This is a genomic window from Novosphingobium piscinae, assembly GCF_014230355.1.
GTDB classification, from domain to species: domain Bacteria; phylum Pseudomonadota; class Alphaproteobacteria; order Sphingomonadales; family Sphingomonadaceae; genus Novosphingobium; species Novosphingobium piscinae.
The window spans coordinates 118,732-135,112 of the sequence record NZ_JACLAX010000005.1 but is presented as its reverse complement, the minus strand read 5'-3'; the positions used below and the strand labels follow the sequence as shown (position 1 = coordinate 135,112).

At 69.5% G+C, this 16,381-nt stretch carries 12 protein-coding genes; 8 read left to right on the top strand and 4 right to left on the bottom strand.

Annotated features, from left to right (window positions below; genetic code table 11):
* Nucleotides 1–55: 55 nt before the first annotated feature.
* The 4 genes from glmU (at nucleotide 56) to glmS (ending at nucleotide 4,033) form a co-directional block, all read left to right on the top strand.
* Nucleotides 56–1,444, top strand: coding sequence for a bifunctional UDP-N-acetylglucosamine diphosphorylase/glucosamine-1-phosphate N-acetyltransferase GlmU (gene glmU, locus H7F53_RS06985; RefSeq protein ID WP_185678771.1), 1,389 nt, complete (start codon nucleotides 56–58; stop codon nucleotides 1,442–1,444).
* 118 nt (nucleotides 1,445–1,562) lie between these two features.
* Nucleotides 1,563–1,823: a ribbon-helix-helix domain-containing protein gene (locus H7F53_RS06980; RefSeq protein ID WP_221773625.1), complete on the top strand. Its 261-nt coding sequence runs from the start codon at nucleotides 1,563–1,565 to the stop codon at nucleotides 1,821–1,823.
* Nucleotides 1,820–2,185 (top strand): PIN domain-containing protein, encoded by a 366-nt coding sequence (locus H7F53_RS06975; protein WP_185678770.1) that lies wholly within the window; start codon nucleotides 1,820–1,822, stop codon nucleotides 2,183–2,185. The genes H7F53_RS06980 and H7F53_RS06975 overlap by 4 nt, the downstream gene beginning before the upstream one ends.
* Before the next feature lie 24 nt (nucleotides 2,186–2,209).
* A complete protein-coding gene (gene glmS / locus H7F53_RS06970) occupies nucleotides 2,210–4,033 on the top strand; it encodes a glutamine--fructose-6-phosphate transaminase (isomerizing) (RefSeq protein WP_185678769.1) in 1,824 nt (607 codons plus the stop codon).
* A 32-nt stretch (nucleotides 4,034–4,065) separates the two neighbouring features.
* Here the strand turns inward: glmS and H7F53_RS06965 are convergent, their stop codons facing one another.
* The 4 genes from H7F53_RS06965 to H7F53_RS06950 form a co-directional block, all read right to left on the bottom strand.
* On the bottom strand, nucleotides 4,066–6,768 hold the full coding sequence (locus H7F53_RS06965; protein ID WP_185678768.1) for a glycoside hydrolase family 2 TIM barrel-domain containing protein: 2,703 nt from the start codon (nucleotides 6,766–6,768) through the stop codon (nucleotides 4,066–4,068).
* Between the two features lie 290 nt (nucleotides 6,769–7,058).
* Nucleotides 7,059–8,504 (bottom strand): TolC family protein, encoded by a 1,446-nt coding sequence (locus H7F53_RS06960; RefSeq protein ID WP_185678767.1) that lies wholly within the window; start codon nucleotides 8,502–8,504, stop codon nucleotides 7,059–7,061.
* The gene (locus tag H7F53_RS06955; protein WP_185678766.1) at nucleotides 8,501–11,578 is read right to left on the bottom strand and encodes an efflux RND transporter permease subunit; all 3,078 of its coding nucleotides are present in this window, start codon (nucleotides 11,576–11,578) and stop codon (nucleotides 8,501–8,503) included. The genes H7F53_RS06960 and H7F53_RS06955 overlap by 4 nt, the downstream gene beginning before the upstream one ends.
* Complete coding sequence (locus H7F53_RS06950) at nucleotides 11,575–12,717, bottom strand: efflux RND transporter periplasmic adaptor subunit (protein WP_185678765.1); 1,143 nt, start codon at nucleotides 12,715–12,717, stop codon at nucleotides 11,575–11,577. Before H7F53_RS06950 ends, H7F53_RS06955 begins: the two co-directional genes overlap by 4 nt.
* Nucleotides 12,718–12,794: 77 nt before the next feature.
* On the opposite strand from H7F53_RS06950, the gene H7F53_RS06945 reads away from it, so the two are divergent.
* From H7F53_RS06945 to H7F53_RS06930, 4 genes are all read left to right on the top strand, one after another.
* Complete coding sequence (locus tag H7F53_RS06945) at nucleotides 12,795–13,421, top strand: TetR/AcrR family transcriptional regulator (RefSeq protein ID WP_221773624.1); 627 nt, start codon at nucleotides 12,795–12,797, stop codon at nucleotides 13,419–13,421.
* A gap of 51 nt (nucleotides 13,422–13,472) precedes the next feature.
* Complete coding sequence (locus H7F53_RS06940; protein ID WP_185678764.1) at nucleotides 13,473–14,318, top strand: arylamine N-acetyltransferase family protein; 846 nt, start codon at nucleotides 13,473–13,475, stop codon at nucleotides 14,316–14,318.
* A gap of 128 nt (nucleotides 14,319–14,446) precedes the next feature.
* A complete protein-coding gene (locus H7F53_RS06935) occupies nucleotides 14,447–14,590 on the top strand; it encodes a hypothetical protein (RefSeq protein WP_185678763.1) in 144 nt (47 codons plus the stop codon).
* A gap of 160 nt (nucleotides 14,591–14,750) precedes the next feature.
* Nucleotides 14,751–16,376, top strand: a complete 1,626-nt coding sequence (locus tag H7F53_RS06930; RefSeq protein ID WP_185678762.1) for a M28 family metallopeptidase — start codon at nucleotides 14,751–14,753, stop codon at nucleotides 16,374–16,376.
* Nucleotides 16,377–16,381: the final 5 nt, after the last annotated feature.

The following is a 16,381-nucleotide window of genomic DNA, read 5'->3' as shown; positions in this document are numbered from 1 at the left end:
GAAACCGCAACGTCGGGCGTGGAAACCGTAACGATTTGCTGGCAAGGACGCAGGCATGACCACTGCACAGTCGACCGCGCCGCTTGCCATCGTGATCCTTGCCGCCGGGAAGGGCACCCGGATGAAGAGCGACCTGCACAAGGTGCTCCACCCCATTGCCGGCCGGCCGATGCTCGAACATCTCCTCGCCAGCGCTGCCGAGTTGATGCCATCGCGCCAGGTCGTCGTGGTCGGCAGCGGCCGCGAACAGCTGGAGCGGCAGCTCGGCACCCGGGCGAGCCTGGCCGTGCAGGAACCGCAGCTTGGCACCGGTCATGCGGTCCAGCAGTCCGAAGCGGCGCTGGCCGGCTTTGCCGGGGACGTGTTGATCCTCTACGGCGACGTGCCCTTCGTCAGCGCAGCGACCATGCGCCTGATGCTCGACCGGCTGCACGCCGCCGATGCTCCCGAGGTGGTGGTGCTGGGCTTCACCCCGGCCGATCCGCTGCAGTACGGGCGGGTGATCGCCGACGATACCGGTCGGATCGCCAGGATGGTCGAGCACAAGGACGCCAGCGAGGCCGAACGGGCCTGCCGGCTGTGCAATTCCGGGCTGATGGCAGCCCGTTCCGATCGGCTGTTCGACCTGCTCGGCAAGGTCGGCAACACCAATGCCCAGGGGGAGTACTACCTGGTCGATGTGGTCAACATCGCCAATGCCGAGGGCGGGCACTGCGCGGTGGTGGTGACGCCCGATTCCGACGAGGTCGCCGGGATCAACAGCCGGGCCGAACTGGCCGAGGCCGAGGCCCGCTGGCAGGCGCGGCGCCGCGTTCGGGCCATGGCCGATGGTGCGACGCTGATTGCCCCGGAGACGGTCTGGTTCGCCTGGGACACGGTACTGGGGCGCGACGTGACGATCGAGCCAAATGTCTGGTTCGGTCCAGGCGTCGTAGTGGCCGACAGCGTGACGATCCGCGGCTTCAGCCACATCGAGGGTGCGCGGCTGGCCGAGGGGGTCGAGGTGGGCCCCTATGCGCGGCTCCGCCCCGGTGCCGTGCTGGAGGCCGGCGCGAAGATCGGCAACTTCGTCGAGGTGAAGAACGCCACGCTCGGACCGGGTGCCAAGGCCAACCATCTGACCTATCTGGGCGACGCCGAAGTCGGGGCGGGAGCCAACATTGGCGCCGGAACGATCACCTGCAACTACGACGGCTACTTCAAGCACAAGACGGTGATCGGCGAGCGTGCCTTCATTGGTTCCAACAGCGCGCTGATCGCCCCGGTGCGGATCGGCGCGGACTCGATCGTCGCGGCGGGTAGCGCGGTCAGCCGCGATGTCGGGGATGGCGAGCTGCGGCTGGTCCGCGCCGAACAGCTGGTCAAGCCCGGTTGGGCCGACCGCTTCCACGACACGATGAAGCGCAAGAAGGCTGACCGCAAGGCGAGCGAGGGCAAGCGCTGAAGCCGCCCCGGCCGCGCGCATTTACGGACCGTTCACCATGGCCATGCTAGCCCCTTCCGGGTGCGAAGGGTCACGTCTGTCCCTTGACAGTTATATCATGATATGATATCTATATATCATGCGTATCCTTGCCGACCTGCCTGATGATGACATCCGCTGGCTTGATGCCGAGGCGGCCGAGCGCGGCAAATCGCGCGCGGCGCTGATCCGCGAGGCGATCGCCGCGTTTCGGGCGGGTGAGCAGGACTGGCTCGAGCATGGCTTCGGGCTGTGGACCCGCTATGGCCAGGGCGTGATCGGCAAGGACTACGAAGCCACGATCCGCGCCCAGTGGACCCGCCCCGACGATACGGACGGTCCAGAGGATGGACGCGCGTGACCGATACCTGCTTCGACACCGGGATCGTGGTCGATACGCTGTCCGGTCACCAGCTGGCCATGGCCGAGCTGCGCAGGGCCAAGCGCCCGTGGATCAGCCGGATCACCTGGCTGGAAATCATGGCCGAGGCCCCCGCGGTCGCACGCGACGAGACCGAGCGTTTCCTCTCGCACTTCGCGATTCGCGAGATCACCCCCGAGATCGCGCGCCGGGCCGCCACGCTCAAGGTCGAGCGACCGGCACTGGGCCTGGCGGCCGCGCTGGTCTTCGCCTCGGCCCAGGAGCACGGCGCGATCCTGGTGACCAGCAATGTCGCCGATTTCCCGCCGCACATCCCCGGCATCCGCGTTCCCTACACCTGACAGTCTCGAAAGGCCCCTCGCAACATGTGCGGAATCATCGGTATCGTCGGCAAGGACGACGTGGCGGACCGGCTGGTCGATGGCCTGCGGCGCATGGAGTATCGCGGCTATGACAGCGCCGGCGTGTGCACCCTGTCAGGCGGCGAACTGATCCGGCGCCGGGCGCCGGGCAAGCTGTCCAATCTGGTCGTCGAGCTGGCCCGCCATCCCGCCCCGGGCACCACCGGTATCGCGCATACCCGCTGGGCCACCCACGGGGCACCTACCGCCGCCAATGCCCACCCGCATGCGACCGACCATCTCGCCCTGGTGCACAACGGGATCATCGAGAATTTCCGTCCGCTGCGCGAGGCGCTGCAGGCCAGCGGCCGCGTGTTCGAGAGCGAGACCGACACCGAAGTGGTAGCCCATCTCGTCTCGGCCGAGATCGAGGCAGGCCGCAGTCCCGCCGAGGCGGTCCAGGCCGTGCTGCCGCAGTTGCGCGGGGCCTTCGCTCTCGCCATCGCCTTCAAGGCCCATCCCGACATGCTGATCGGTGCCCGGTTGGGTTCGCCGCTGGTGGTCGGCTATGGTGAGGGCGAGACCTATCTCGGTTCGGACGCGCTCGCGCTGGCGCCGTTGACCCAGCGGATCTCCTATCTCGACGAGGGCGACTGGGTGATCATCACCCGCGAGGGCGCGCAGGTGTTCGACAAGGACAACCGGCCGGTCACGCGCGAGATCGTCGCCTCCGGCGCTTCGGCCGCGGCGATCGAGAAGGGCCATTTCCGCCACTTCATGCAGAAGGAGATTTTCGAGCAGCCGACCGTGGTGGCCCAGACGCTGCGCAGCTACATCCGTCGGGTCGATCAATCGGTGGCGCTGCCGCAGTTCGATTTCGACCTGTCGCAGATCCGACGGGTCACAATCGTCGCCTGCGGGACCAGCTACTACGCCGGGCTCGTTGCCAAGTACTGGTTCGAGCAGTTCGCCCGCCTGCCGGTCGACATCGATGTGGCGAGCGAGTTCCGCTACCGCGACCCGGTGCTCGAGCCTGGCGGACTGGCGTTGTTCATTTCGCAGTCGGGCGAGACCGCCGACACGCTGGCAGCCTTGCGCCACTGCAAGGAACACGGCCAGACCATCGCGGTGGTGGTCAACGTGCCGACCAGCTCGATGGCGCGCGAGGCCGATCTCCTGCTTCCCACCCATGCCGGGCCGGAGATCGGGGTGGCCTCGACCAAGGCTTTCACCTGCCAGCTGGCCGTGCTCGCCGCGCTGGCCGCGCACCTGGCGGTCAAGCGCGGGCGGATGAGCCGCGAGGAGGAGCGCGATCTGGTCGACCAGCTAGTCGAGACCCCGGCCGCGCTCAATGCCGCGCTGGCCCATGACGACGAGATCGCGGCCATGGCGCACCTGATCGCCCCGGCCCGCGACGTCCTCTACCTGGGCCGCGGACAGGACTATCCGCTGGCCCTGGAAGGCGCACTAAAACTAAAGGAAATCAGTTATATACATGCCGAAGGTTATGCGTCGGGCGAGATGAAGCATGGCCCGATCGCGCTGATCGACGAGGCCGTACCGGTCATCGTGCTGGCGCCCTCGGGCCCCCTGTTCGAGAAGACCGTGAGCAATATGCAGGAGGTCCGCGCCCGCGGCGGCAAGGTGGTGCTGATCTCCGACGCCGAGGGTCTGGCCGAAGCGGGCGAGGGCTGTCTCGCGACGATCGAGATGCCCAAGGTCCACCCGCTGATCGCGCCGCTGGTCTATGCCGTGCCGGTGCAGCTGCTGGCCTATCACGTTGCCTGCGTGAAAGGCACCGACGTCGACCAGCCGCGCAACCTGGCCAAGTCTGTCACCGTCGAGTGAACCCTGCCGCGGCGGGGGCGCGGCGCTGATCGTCAGGCCGGCTCGATCTCGATTGCGGACACCACCGCCGCGCCGCGGGTCGGGCGGAAGGCGAGCTCAAGCCGGCCAGACTGCACCTCGACCGTGACCTCGCGCTGCAGCGCGGTGAGCGGCGCTCCGGCGAGGGCCGCGACGTTCACTCCGGTGAGGACCGGCGTCCCGTTCGCCACCACGTCGAACAGCCGCTCGACCGGCTGGCGGCTCGGCTCGACGAAGGTCAGGCGCACCCGGTAGCGGCCATTGGCGAGTGGCACCTGATAGGCGAAGCGGCCGCTGCGGTAGGTAGCAATCAGTTCGCGGTCGGCCGTCGCCGCGATCGGCGTGGGCTGTTCCGGCTTGCCATAGTCCGCCGGGCGATCAACGCTGGCCGCCTCGCCGCCGACGAAGAAGGTGTCCGAGCCGAACCGGCCGGTGCTGCTCTTGGCGGCGAGCAAGGCCCCCGCATCGATCCGGATCGCGCGCGCTTGCGCTGCGTCGAGCTGCCAGGTCACCGTGTCGACCACTGTGCGCCCGGCGAACTGGCCGCTGGCGGTCAGCACGTTGCTGCCCGGGACCAGCCGGACATCGCGCCAGACGCAGATGCGGTTGGCGCATTGCGCCGTCTGGTCGACCGGCTGGCCATTGAGCGATAAAGTGGGCGCGAACGCGTTGGTGTAGACCCGCACGTCGGTGACCGGATAGGCGCGATCGACATAGCGCCGGCCAGTGATGTGAACGGTGGGCTCGGCCGACCAGTTGGCCTTGTAGAAGTACCAAGCGTCCTTGCGGACGCGGCGGTCGTAGGTGACCAGGCCCTTGGTGTTGATATCCTCCGCATCGCCCTCCTGGCGAACCGTACTGGCGAAGTCGAAGGCGACCCACAGCCAGGAGGCGCCGAGATAGGGGCGGGCCTTGATCGCCTGCCAGTTGACTTCGTGGACCAGGCTTTCGACTTCCTCGGGCTGCTTGCGCCCGCGGGAATCCGGAGGGCCAGCCAGGGGGTTGTCAGTGTGCAGGGTGATCGCCCCGCCGGCGCCATATTCGGTCAGCGCCAGCGGCTGCCGGGGTCGCAGCGCGTGCAGGGCGTCAAGCGCCGGGCCGAGATCGTCAGGCTTGCCATAGTACCAGCCGAAATAGCGGTTGGCCCCGGCGAGATCGACCGTTGTGGCAGTGATCGGCACTTCGACGCCCGGGGCGAACAGCCGGCCCTCGCAGCAGGTGGCCAGAGCCGAGGGGTGGGCGGGATCGAGCTGTCTTGCCAGCTTCGCCAGCTCTTCCAGCAGGGCCGTTGGATCGGGCGGAGCGCCGGTTCCCCCGGTCAGGAAGAGGGGGAGCGAATTGCCGAAATCGACTTCGTTGGCGATCCCCCAGGCGGCGACCGAGGCGTGGTTGCGGTTCTGGGCGACCAGCTCTTGCAACTGCTGGCGGGCATTGGCGAGCAGCCCGGGGCTGGCGGTCTTCGCCCCACCAAGGGTCCACTGCGAAACCAGCGGGATCTCGTCCCACAGCACCAGCCCATAGCGGTCAGCCAGATCGTGGACCGGCTGGCCATGCTGGTAATGGGTCAGGCGGATCGAGTTGGCGCCCATCTCGCGGATGATCGCCAGGTCCTGCGCGATATCGTCAGCGCTGACGGCCCAGCCCTTGCCCTCGCGGTCCTGGTGGTAGCCAACGCCATACAGCGGATAAGGCTTGCCGTTGAGAAGCAAGCCGCGCGCGGCATCGAAGCGCATCTGGCGGAGGCCATAGGGCTGGACCACCCGGTCGACCAGCTTGCCGTCGGCCCGGACGTCGACCACCAGCGAATAGAGATAGGGATCGGCGGTTCCCTGCCACAGGCGCGGGCCGGACACCGCAAGCTTCAGTTCGCGCGAGGCCGTGCCACCGGCCGCGAGCATGGCCTTGCCGACCGCCATGGCGGCCGTGCGTCCAGCCTGGTCGAGCAGCCGGGTCGTCAGCGTGACCGCAGCGGCGGCGGTGCCGGCATTGCGCAGTTTCGTGGCGACGAGGACCTCGGCGCGCCCCGGGGAGAGAGCCACGGTTGTGGCGGCGATGCCGCTGCCGCCATGGTCCAGCATGTCGACGTGCACCGCGTTCGTGGTGATCAGCCGGACCGGGCGGTAGAGCCCGCCATGCACGAAGAAATCGCCAGCCAGCGGCAGCGCGTCGGCCGTGGCCGCGCCGGCGGCGGGCCGGCTGTTGTCCACCCGCACGGCCAGCAGATTGGCCTGACCCGGCCGGACGGCAGCCGTTGCATCGAAGCGGAAGCGGGAAAAGCCGCCGGTATGCGCACCCAGCCGCACCCCGTTCAGCCAGACCTCGGCGACACGGCTGGCCGCATCGAACTCGAGCCAGAGCCGCTGGTTCTCCCCGGTCCGCGGAGCGGCGAAGGACAGGCGGTACCAGCCCACCCCCATGGTCTTGTTGATTGTCTCTGGCCGGTTGAGCCGTTCGGCGCTGGCCTCGCGGTAATAGCCCACCCGGTTCCAGGTGTGCGGCACGGCGACCGTGGCCCAGCCCGCATCATCGAAACCGGGCTGTTCGGGGCCGGAGGCGGCCCCCTCCAGCTTGAAGCGCCAGCCCTCTGCCAGCACCTGCACCGTGCGTTCGCCCGGCTTCGCGGCGGGGGCGGCGGTTGGTGCCTGGCCAAGCGCCGGACCGGTCCCTGCCGTAAGGCTCGTCAGTGCCAGAATGATCAGGGAGCGGTTGGTCAGCATTGGCCGGTGCATCCTTGTGGTCGATTCCGGCACTGGGTAAATTGGTTTGGCCGATCTGGCAACTAACTCAAAATCGGCCAAGCCTGCGTATGCTGCAGCCGGCTCGGACAACCGGTTAACGGACCGTCTGAACTGGATGGGACCGGGTCCGATACCTCTTCCGGTTGTTACCGAAGGTCCCGAAATTCCAGTTCCGGCGACCTGACGATCGTGCAGAGTTTTGGACAGACCATTGGTGCCGGTCGCGGTCCCGGGCTGAGGCTTGGACGTCTCGCTAGCCTTCCCAGGCCTCAGCCGCCCAGCGCCTTGCGGCACTGGACGACGGCGTCGGCAAGCGCACGCCGGGCGGCGAGCTGATCGGCGACGATGGCGGCGTGGAACAGGCTTTCCCCGCGGAGCTGGTCGTCGCTGATCTCGCCCATCCGGTGCGCCGCGCGGGCTCGGTCGAGGCCGGCATCAGCGGCCGCGCGGCGCTGGTCCTGAGCGGCGAGGGCGGCGCGGCGCCCGGCGGCGAGGGCGAAGGCGCTCTCGACCTGTTCTCCCGCACGCAGAACGGCATCGCGGTAGGCGGCCAGCGTTTCGCGCTCGGCTCCGCGCGCGGCGGCGACCTCGGCATTGATCCGGGCAAAGTCGAACAGGCGCCAGCGCAGACCAAGAAAGCCCTGGGTGGTACGCGAGGCTGGACCGCCGAAGCTGGCCAGGCTGTTGCTCTCGAACCCGAGCAGGCCGCCCAGCGTGAAGCGCGGCCAGTACTCCCCCAAGGCGGCCTTCACCCGTGCCTGGGCACCCACGATCCGCGCCTCGGCCACGACGAGGTCGGGGCGGGCGCGCAGCAGCTCCGCCGGAATGCCGGCGGCGGGGTCGGTGGCCAGCGGGACCTGGCCGCTTCGCGCGGGGGCAGCCGCGAGTTCGGGCAGGACGCTGCCGGCCGCGCGTCCGGTCAGGACCGCCAGGGCGTGGCGCGCGGCCTTGGCCTGGGCAGCCAGCAACGGCAGCTGGGCATCGACCGCCGCCAGATCGCGCTGTCGATCGTCGCGCTCGCGCGCTGCGACATCGCCCCGGGCCAGGCGCAGCTCGGCATAGCGCAGCCGCGCCGCGGCATCCTCGCGCTGGGCCGCCACGATCTGCGTCAGCGCCTCGGTCTCGCGCAGCGCCAGATATTGGCCGACCACCTCGCTCGCCAGCGCTAGCCGGGCCGCGGCCAGTGCGGCGCGCGCGGCGGTCAGGTCGGCGCGGGCGGCCCGGGCGGACTGGCGCAGTCCTCCGCCCAGGTCGAGATCCCAGCCGAGCGTGGCGTTGATCGCCGCGAAGTCCTGCGTCCGCCGGATCGTCGGCACGAACCGGGTGACCTGACCGAGCCCGCTCTGGAGCGACTGCTCGGTCCGCGCCAGTGTACCATTGACGGTCCCACCGGGCAGGCGTCCGGCCCCGGCCGCGCGCGCCGCCGCCTGGGCCTGATCGATCCGCGCCTGCGCCGCGGCCAGATCGGGCCCTGCGGCCAGGGCCTGGACCACCAGCGCATCGAGCGCGGGATCGGCGAAATCCTGCCACCAGGGCGCGGCAGCGGTTCGCGGGGCGCTGCCCGCTTCCTGCCAGACTACAGGGAGCGAGGTGGCTGGGGACGGTGTCGGCGCGCCGGCCACGGGCGGGGCAGGCTGCGCCCCGACGGCAGGAGCGAGCGACCAGGCGGCCAGCATTGCCAGCATCAGCGGGTGCCGGCGCGGGGTGATGATCATGGCTGGACTCCTTGCGGCAGAGGCGCGGCCTGGGGCCGGTCGGTCCCGGCGAGCAACAGGTACATGACCGGGGTGGCGACCCGCGCCAGCAGGGTGGAGGTTACCAGCCCGCCGATCATCGCGATGGCCATGGGTGAATAGAGCCCATTGCCCTCGAGCGCGAGGGGCAGCAGCCCGCCGATCGCGGTGACCGAGGTCAGCAGCACCGGCAGGAAGCGCATGGACCCGGCTTGCTCGACCGCCTCGCGCACCGGCAGGCCGTCGCGGCGGAGCTGTTCGGTGAAGTCGACCAGGAGCAGCGAGTTCTTGATCTCGATCCCGACAAGGGCGATCAGGCCGACCGAGGCGGTGAACGACAGGCTGTTGCCGGTCAGCCACAGCGCCAGCACGGCGCCGAACAGCCCGAGCGGCACGACCCCGGCGATTACCACCACCTGACGGAAGCGGCCGAACTCCAGCACCAACACGGCGAGGATGCCGAGCGAAGCAGTGATGATGGCCGGTAGCAGCCCGCCGAAACTGCGGGCCGAGGTTTCCGCTTCGCCCCCCACCTTCAAAGCATAGCCGGGTGGCAGCCGCACGCTCTGTCCGATCCGCGCGACCGCCGCCTCGGTGGCCCGCGAGACCAGCACCCCCTCCTTGACCCAGGCGGTGAGGGTGACCGAGCGCTGGCGCTGGTAGCGGTCGATCTCGGCCGGACCGGACCGCAGGTCGGGGGTCGCCAGGCTGGTCAGCGGGACCGCCGCGCCGCTGGCGGTGGGGACCATGATCCGGCCCAGCACGTCGAGCCGATTGTGGCCGGCCATCGGCAACCGCACGGTCAGTGGGTAGTCGTCGTCATCGGCGTCGCGCAGGATCGCCGGGCTTGCCCCGCCGAGCGCGAGCTGGGTGGCCGAACGGAGCGCGCCGGCGGGCACGCCCAGCGCCCGTGCCCGCGCTTCGTCGACATCGAGGGCCAGGTCGGTTCGGGCAATGCGCAGCGGATTGCCGATGTCGCGCAACTCGGGCATCGTCTGCAGCACGGCTTCGGCCTGCCGGGCCAGCCGGCTGAGGGTGGCCACATCGGGGCCGACCAGGCGCAGCGCGATCGGCGCCTCGATGGCCGGTCCTTGGGTAAAGGTTTGGAGCTTGATCTGCGCTCCGGGAATCCGCTGGAGGTCGGTGCGCAGTCGCTCCAGCAGCTGCGGGCTGCGGGCCGGCTCCCAGGCCTTGAGCCCGGCAGCGACCTCGCCCCGTGCCGGATCCTCCGGCGCGGGCACGACGTTGTAATAGAGCGAGGGATTGCCTCGGCCGGTATTGGCGACAGTCCAGGCCACGTCGGGTTCGCGCAACAGCCGCTGTTCGACGCGCCGGACCATGGCCTGGGTGGTATCGAGTGCGGTCCCGCGCGGCATGTCCACCCGCACCAGGAACTGGGGCAGATCGGCCGGCGGAAACAGGCTTGAGCCGATCGTCGCCAGGAGCGGAACCGCAAGCGCGGCCAGCAGGAAGATCGCCGCCAGCGCGCGCCAGGGCCGTTCCAGGGCACGGTGCAGCACTGGGGCGTAGAGGCGCTCGATAAGCCCGGTCGTGCTGCGCAGCAGACGGTTGCCATGCGGGTCCTCGTTGCGCGGCAGCACCCGGGCGGCCAGGAACGGGATCAGCGTCAACGCGACCAGCAACGACCCGGCCACCGTTCCCAATACCGCGACCGGGAGCGACCGGATGAACTCGCCCGAGGCTTCGGGCAGGGCAATCAACGGTAGGAAAGCGAACATCAGGCAGGCGGTGCAGCCCAGGACAGCGAGAGCGATCTGCGACGTCGCGCCGATCGCTGCAGTGGTTCGGTCTGCACCATCGCGCAGCCAACGCGCGACGTTCTCGATCACCACGATGGCATCGTCGACCAGCAGGCCCAATGACAGGACGAAGCCGGCAACCGAGAGCTGGTTGAGGGTGAGGTCGAAGGCGGCCAGGACAAGGATGCCGATCAGCAGCGAGACCGGGATCGCCACCATGACGACCCCGCCCGCCCGCCAGCCGAGAGGCAGGAGGGTGATCGCGACGATCCCCAGGGCAAGCACGAGGTCGCGAACCAGGTGGTCGAGGCGGTTGCGCACGTTCTCGGCCTGGACAAAGCCGCGCTCGAGCCTCACACTGCCGGGCAGAAGCCGTTGGAAGGCCATCAACTCCGCATCAATCGCTTTGGTCAGTCGGGTCACGTCCTGGCGGTCGCTCTGCTCGGCAGTGACCAGCAGCGCGCGTTGGCCGCGGAAATGGATGATGTGTTGCGCCTCGCGTTCGGCCCAGTCGACTTCGGCGAGATCGCCCACGGTGAGCGCGCTGCCGCCGGGCGCGATCACCGGTGTCGCCCGCACCGCGGCCAGGTCGGGATAGGCCCCACCGTAGCGCAGGCTGAAACGCCGTGCGCCGGCATCGACTGCGCCGATCGGGGTTTCCGCTCCGCCGGCGCGCAGGGCCTCGACCACGGCACCGGGGGCGATGCCCTGGGCCGAGAGGCGGGCCATATCGAGCGCCACCCGCACCTCGCTCCCCGGCGCACCCAGAACCTCGGCCTTGCGGATCCCCGGAATTCGCGCCAGCCGGTTCTTCAAGTCGCGCGCCAGTTTCTCGAACGAGCGCATGGGCAGAATTTCGCTGACGAGGGCGACCTGTACGATGGGCAAGGCGGTCGGCCGCCAGCGACGGATGTCGACGCGCGCCACGCCTGCGGGCAGCGTGGCGCGCAGCGCGTTCACCTCGCGGACAACCTCGTCGTACTTGCGATCGCCATTGGTGCCCCAGATGTATTCGGCATTGATCGAGGAGACCCCGTCGCTGCTGGTCGAGCGGAGGTCGCGCAGGTTGTCGAGCCCCGCCAGCGCGTCCTCAACCGGTCGGGTGATCTGCTGCTCGATCGTTTCCGGCGTGGCCCCCGGCAGGACGATGGTGATCGTGAAGCCGGGGGTCGATAGCGGTGGGTCCTCTGTGCGCGGAAGTTTGGCGAAAGTGATCAGGCCCAGCGCGATCAGCAGGCCGACCGCGAGGAGCATGAACTGCCAGCGCTTGACGGAAAAGGCGATCAGCGCGTTCACCGCGTCACCTCGACGCGCTGTCCGTCCCGTACGAAACCGGCGCCCAGGGTGATCACCCGCACTCCCACGGGCAGTCCCATGATCCGGGCATCGCGGTCGACGAGGCCGAGCAGCTCAACCGGCCGGCGGCGGGCCCGGCCCTTGAGATCGATCACATAGACGGACGCCCGGTGGCCCTGCGCTTCGAGCAGCGCCTCGGCCGGGATCCGCAGGACTCTGGATCGTCCGGGAGTCGCAGCGGTTTCGCTCGCGGCGGCAAGCTGGACCGAAGCCGGCGCTCCGCTGATCGCTCCTGCACCAGACGCGAGCGCCAGCTCGACCGTGACGAGACCGGTCCGGCTATCCGCGGCGCCTGCCACGCGCAGCACGCGCGCGCTGCGTAGCTGACCATCGGCTAGCCGGACCTGCCCGGACTGGCCCTGCTGCAGTCCCACGGCCACCGCGGCCGGCACCTGGGCGCGGGCGAGCAGGGGTGAGGCGGTGTCGGCCACGGTCAGAACTGGCTGGCCCGGGCTGACGACCTCGCCCTGCTCGGCCGCACGCTCGATCACCGTGCCGGCAAAGGGCATGGTCAGCCGCGTATCGCGCAGGTCGGTGCGGCTTGCGGCGAGGCCGGCGGCCGCCGCGCGGGACAGATCGGTGGCATCGCTGGCCTGCGCGGCTGCTGCGGCGCCCTCGCGGGCCAGGCCGGATGTGCGCTCCGCGGTGCGGCTGACCCGGGCATAGTCCGCCGCGGCGCGTTCGGCTGCCGCAGCATAGAGTGCCGGATCCAGCTGCGCCAGCAGCGCGCCGGCAGGGAGACGGTCACCGATCCGCACCGGCAGGCTGGACAGGCGCCCCGGCACCCGAAACCCGAGCCGGGCCTCGCGATCATGATGCAGCACCGCGGCAAACCAGCCGCCGGCCGCCGCCGCAGTGCTGGCCAGGGCGCTGCCCTCCGCCGGTTCCTGCCCCTCCTCGGGCAGGACCGCGGCAACCTGCACCGGGAGCACCGGAAGGCTGGCCGGGGGCGTGGGTTCGCCCGGTGATGCACGACCCCAGACCAAGGCGGCGGCGATGGCCGCGATGGCCAGTCCGGCGGCCAGCACCGTGCGCGTCCGCGCCGTCGTGCCCCGCCGCTCATGCTCCACGCCGTTCATCGCGCCAACCTTTCCTATCGTCGATAGGCTATCAATGATAGGTTGACGGAGGGCTGTCAAGTTCCCACAGTCGCCGCATGATCGAGACCATGGCAGACCAGGCGGAGGCCGACGGCCGCCGGCGCGGCGGGAACCGGCGTGCGCAGATCCTCGATGCGGCGCTGAAACTGTTTGCCCAGAAGGGCATGGCCCAGGTCACCACCCGCCAGATTGCGCAGGCGGTGGGCATCTCGCAGCCTTCGCTCTATGCCCACTTCCGCAGCGCCGACGAGATCGCCGCCGAACTCTGTGTCCGGGCATTCGCGGCCTTGGCGGAGGCGATGGCCCGGGTCGTAGCGGTTCCTGCCGGGTCGGACGAACGCTTGCGTCGCATGGCCCGCGCCTACATCGACTTCGCGCTCGCCCAACCCGATATGTACCGGGTGGCCTTCATGCTCGAGGATCCCCAGGGGTGCAAATCCCTGGGCGCGGCGGACGGTCTATCGCACGATCCGGTGCTTGAAGCCGGCCTGTTGTGCTTTGCGCAATGGCATCGTGTCATCGTCGAGCATGTCGGGGACGATGACGAGAGGGCGATGATCCTTGCCCAGTCGACCTGGGCCCACATCCACGGACTGGTGTCGCTGCTCATCGCCCGGCATGAGTTTCCGTGGGCTGATCGCGAACGCCTGATCGAGGAACACCTGCGACGCCTGTCGTTCTGAGCTCGCACCGCATGATTGACAGGACCGCGGCTGATCCGAACACCGGCGTCGATGCTTGACGCGTACCTTGCCCGAATCGGCCTTGACCAGAGGCCCGACCCCACTCCGGCCGGGCTGCAGATTCTACAGCGGGCCCATCGGCTGGCGATCGGTTTCGAGAATTTCGACGTGATGCTCGGGCGCCCCATCCCGTTGGGACTCCCGGCCGTCTGGGCCAAGCTGGGCGGGCGTCGCGGTGGCTATTGCTTCGAACACAATGCCTTGTTCGGGGCCATCCTGGACGAACTTGGCCTGCCCAACCGGCCGCTCCTGGCCCGCGTCTGGCTGGGGCTGCAGCGCCCGGCCGAACCGGCGATAATCCCCCCGCTGACCCACACCCTCCGGCTCGTCACCATCGGTGCGGAGACCTGGCTGGCCGACGCGGGTTTCGGGGGCAGCTATGTCCCGCCGCTGCCCCTCGTTGACGGGTCGACTGCAGAAACGCCTGACGGCGCGGTCCACCGGCTGATGCGCTGCGGTGAGGCTACGCAGGCGCATGGAGCCTGGCTGCTCGAGCGGCTTGGCCCTGCCTCGGCTACGGATGGCAGGGCGACTGCCATTGGCGTCTGGGCGCCGCAGTACAGCTTCAACCTCAGCGAGGTTGCACCAGTCGATCTGGAACTGTCGAACTGGTGGACCAGCACCCGACCGGGCACCCGCTTCACCAGCGGCTGTCTCGCCTCTGCTGTCCTGCCCGACGGCTTTGCCGCGCTGAGCGGGTGCGAACTCTCGCTGCATACTGGGGGGGCGGCGAGCAAGCGTCACCTCGCGACGGCTGGCGAATGGCGCGAGGCCCTTGGCGATATCTTCGCGATCGACCTCAAGCTGGACGAGATCGCCCGGCTCGGGCTGTTCTGAACGCGGCCCGGTTCGTGGTCCAGTCTACGCATTTGCGCGTGGCCACGCGGTTGGACGGGATCAAGCGACAACCCTAACCGGGGCTTCAGGCGCAAGGTCCAAAGTGCCTCCAGGGAAGGAGGCCGATCATGGATCGTGCGCTGATCGAAGCAGTCACAATCGTCTTTGGAATGGCTCTGGCGTCGGTGCTGTGCATCGCGGTGACCCACTGGGACGGGCACGCCGTCGTACCTGATTTCGCCAACGATCCGCTGCCGGTCGAACGGTTCTAGACCGGCCGCGTTGGCCCGCCGGCGGCACCGTCGGGACATGTCCGCCCACCGCCGCGCGGACGGGCTGCAGCTACGCAGTTTGGCTGCATTGACGGCCCCCGCCTGCTTATCTAGCCCTGATGGCCGAGGTCCCGGGTGGTGGCCGAAGGGGGGGGCTGGCATGACGCATGGACGCAAGGTTGTCGGCTGGCTGCTCACCGCGGCGCTGACACCCGCCTGTCTGGCGCAAGAGCGTCCCGCAGCCAGCGCTGCCCACGCCCAGGCCGATGCCGCGCGTGGCGCGCGGATCTGGGACTTTACCCGCACGATCTCCGCCGATTCCTTCGAGGGCCGCGGTACCGGCACGCCGGGTTATGACCGCGCCGCGGCGCTGGTCGCGCGCGAACTGGAGGCACTCGGGCTCAAGCCGGCCGGGGATCGCGGCTATTTCCAGCCCGTCGCCTTCCTGTCGCAACGGGTGCTGGCGGCCGAATCCAGTGTGGCCTTGACCGGGCCGGGCGGGACCAGCCAATTCGCCCTCCCGACCGAGGCCTTCCTGACCGGCCGGCATGCCTATCCGGCCAGCCTGGCCGACGTGCCACTGGTTTTCGCCGGCTATGGACTGTCCATGCCGGGTACCGGTCACGACGATTTCGCGGCGGTCGAGGTGCGCGGCAAGATCGTCGTGGTGATAGCGGGTGGTCCCGGAGCCATCTCCGGAGCGCGCAAGGCCCACGCCAGGGCTGAGCGGAACCGCCAGCTCGCCGCGCGCGGCGCACTCGGGCTCATCACCCTGACCACGGCCAAGCAGATCGAAATCCCCTGGGCTCGCGCCATCGGCCTGTCCGCGCGCCCCGCCGTCATGCTGCGCGATCCGGCGGCGCGCGACGTAGGCGGGGCGTTCTTTTCGGCGCAGGTCAGCCCCGAAGCCAGCGAGCGCCTGTTCGCCGGATCCGCGCACAGTTATGCCGAACTGGCTGTGCTGGCCGATGCCTCGGCGGCACTGCCACGCTTTGACCTGGCGCAGCGCCTGTCCGCAACGGTCAAGACCACCAGCACGCCGCTCACCAGCGCCAACCTGGTGGCCGTGCTGCCGGGCCGCGATCCCCGTCTGGCGCGCGAGCACGTGGTGGTCTCGGCGCATCTTGACGGGCTGGGCGTGGGCGAGCCAGTCGACGGCGATGCGATCTACAACGGCACCCTCGACAACGGCATCGGCGTCGCCAGCGTGCTCGAGATCGCTCGCGACCTGTCGCGCGCGCGTCAACGGCCGCGGCGTTCGGTGCTGTTTCTGATCCCGACGGCAGAAGAGGCCGGGCTGCTGGGTTCGCGCTATTTCGCGACCCACCCGACTGTGCCCCGCACCGGCCTGATCGCCGATATCAACTTCGACATGCCGCTGCCGATCTTCCCGCTGCGCACGGTCACGCCGATCGGCTACGAGGAAAGCACCCTGGGTGAGGCCGCGACGACGGTCGCTGCGCGGTTCGGCTTGCCGGTCGTGCCCGACCCCTTGCCCGACCGTAACGTGTTCATCCGCTCCGACCAGTACAGCTTCATCCGCGCCGGTGTGCCCAGCCTGTTCATGAAGTTCGGCTTCGCCAAGGATACTCCGGAGGCCGCGGTCGAGCGTGCCTGGCGTGCTAATCTCTACCATTCGCCCAAGGACGATCCAGCCCAGCCGGTGATGCCGGCCGAGATCGGCACCTTCACGCGCTATGTCAGCGCGCTGGTCCGCACGGTTGCCGACGCTCCGGCGCGGCCGGCCTGGCACGCGCGGAGCATCTTCGCCAAGCCTGGCAGCTGATCGCC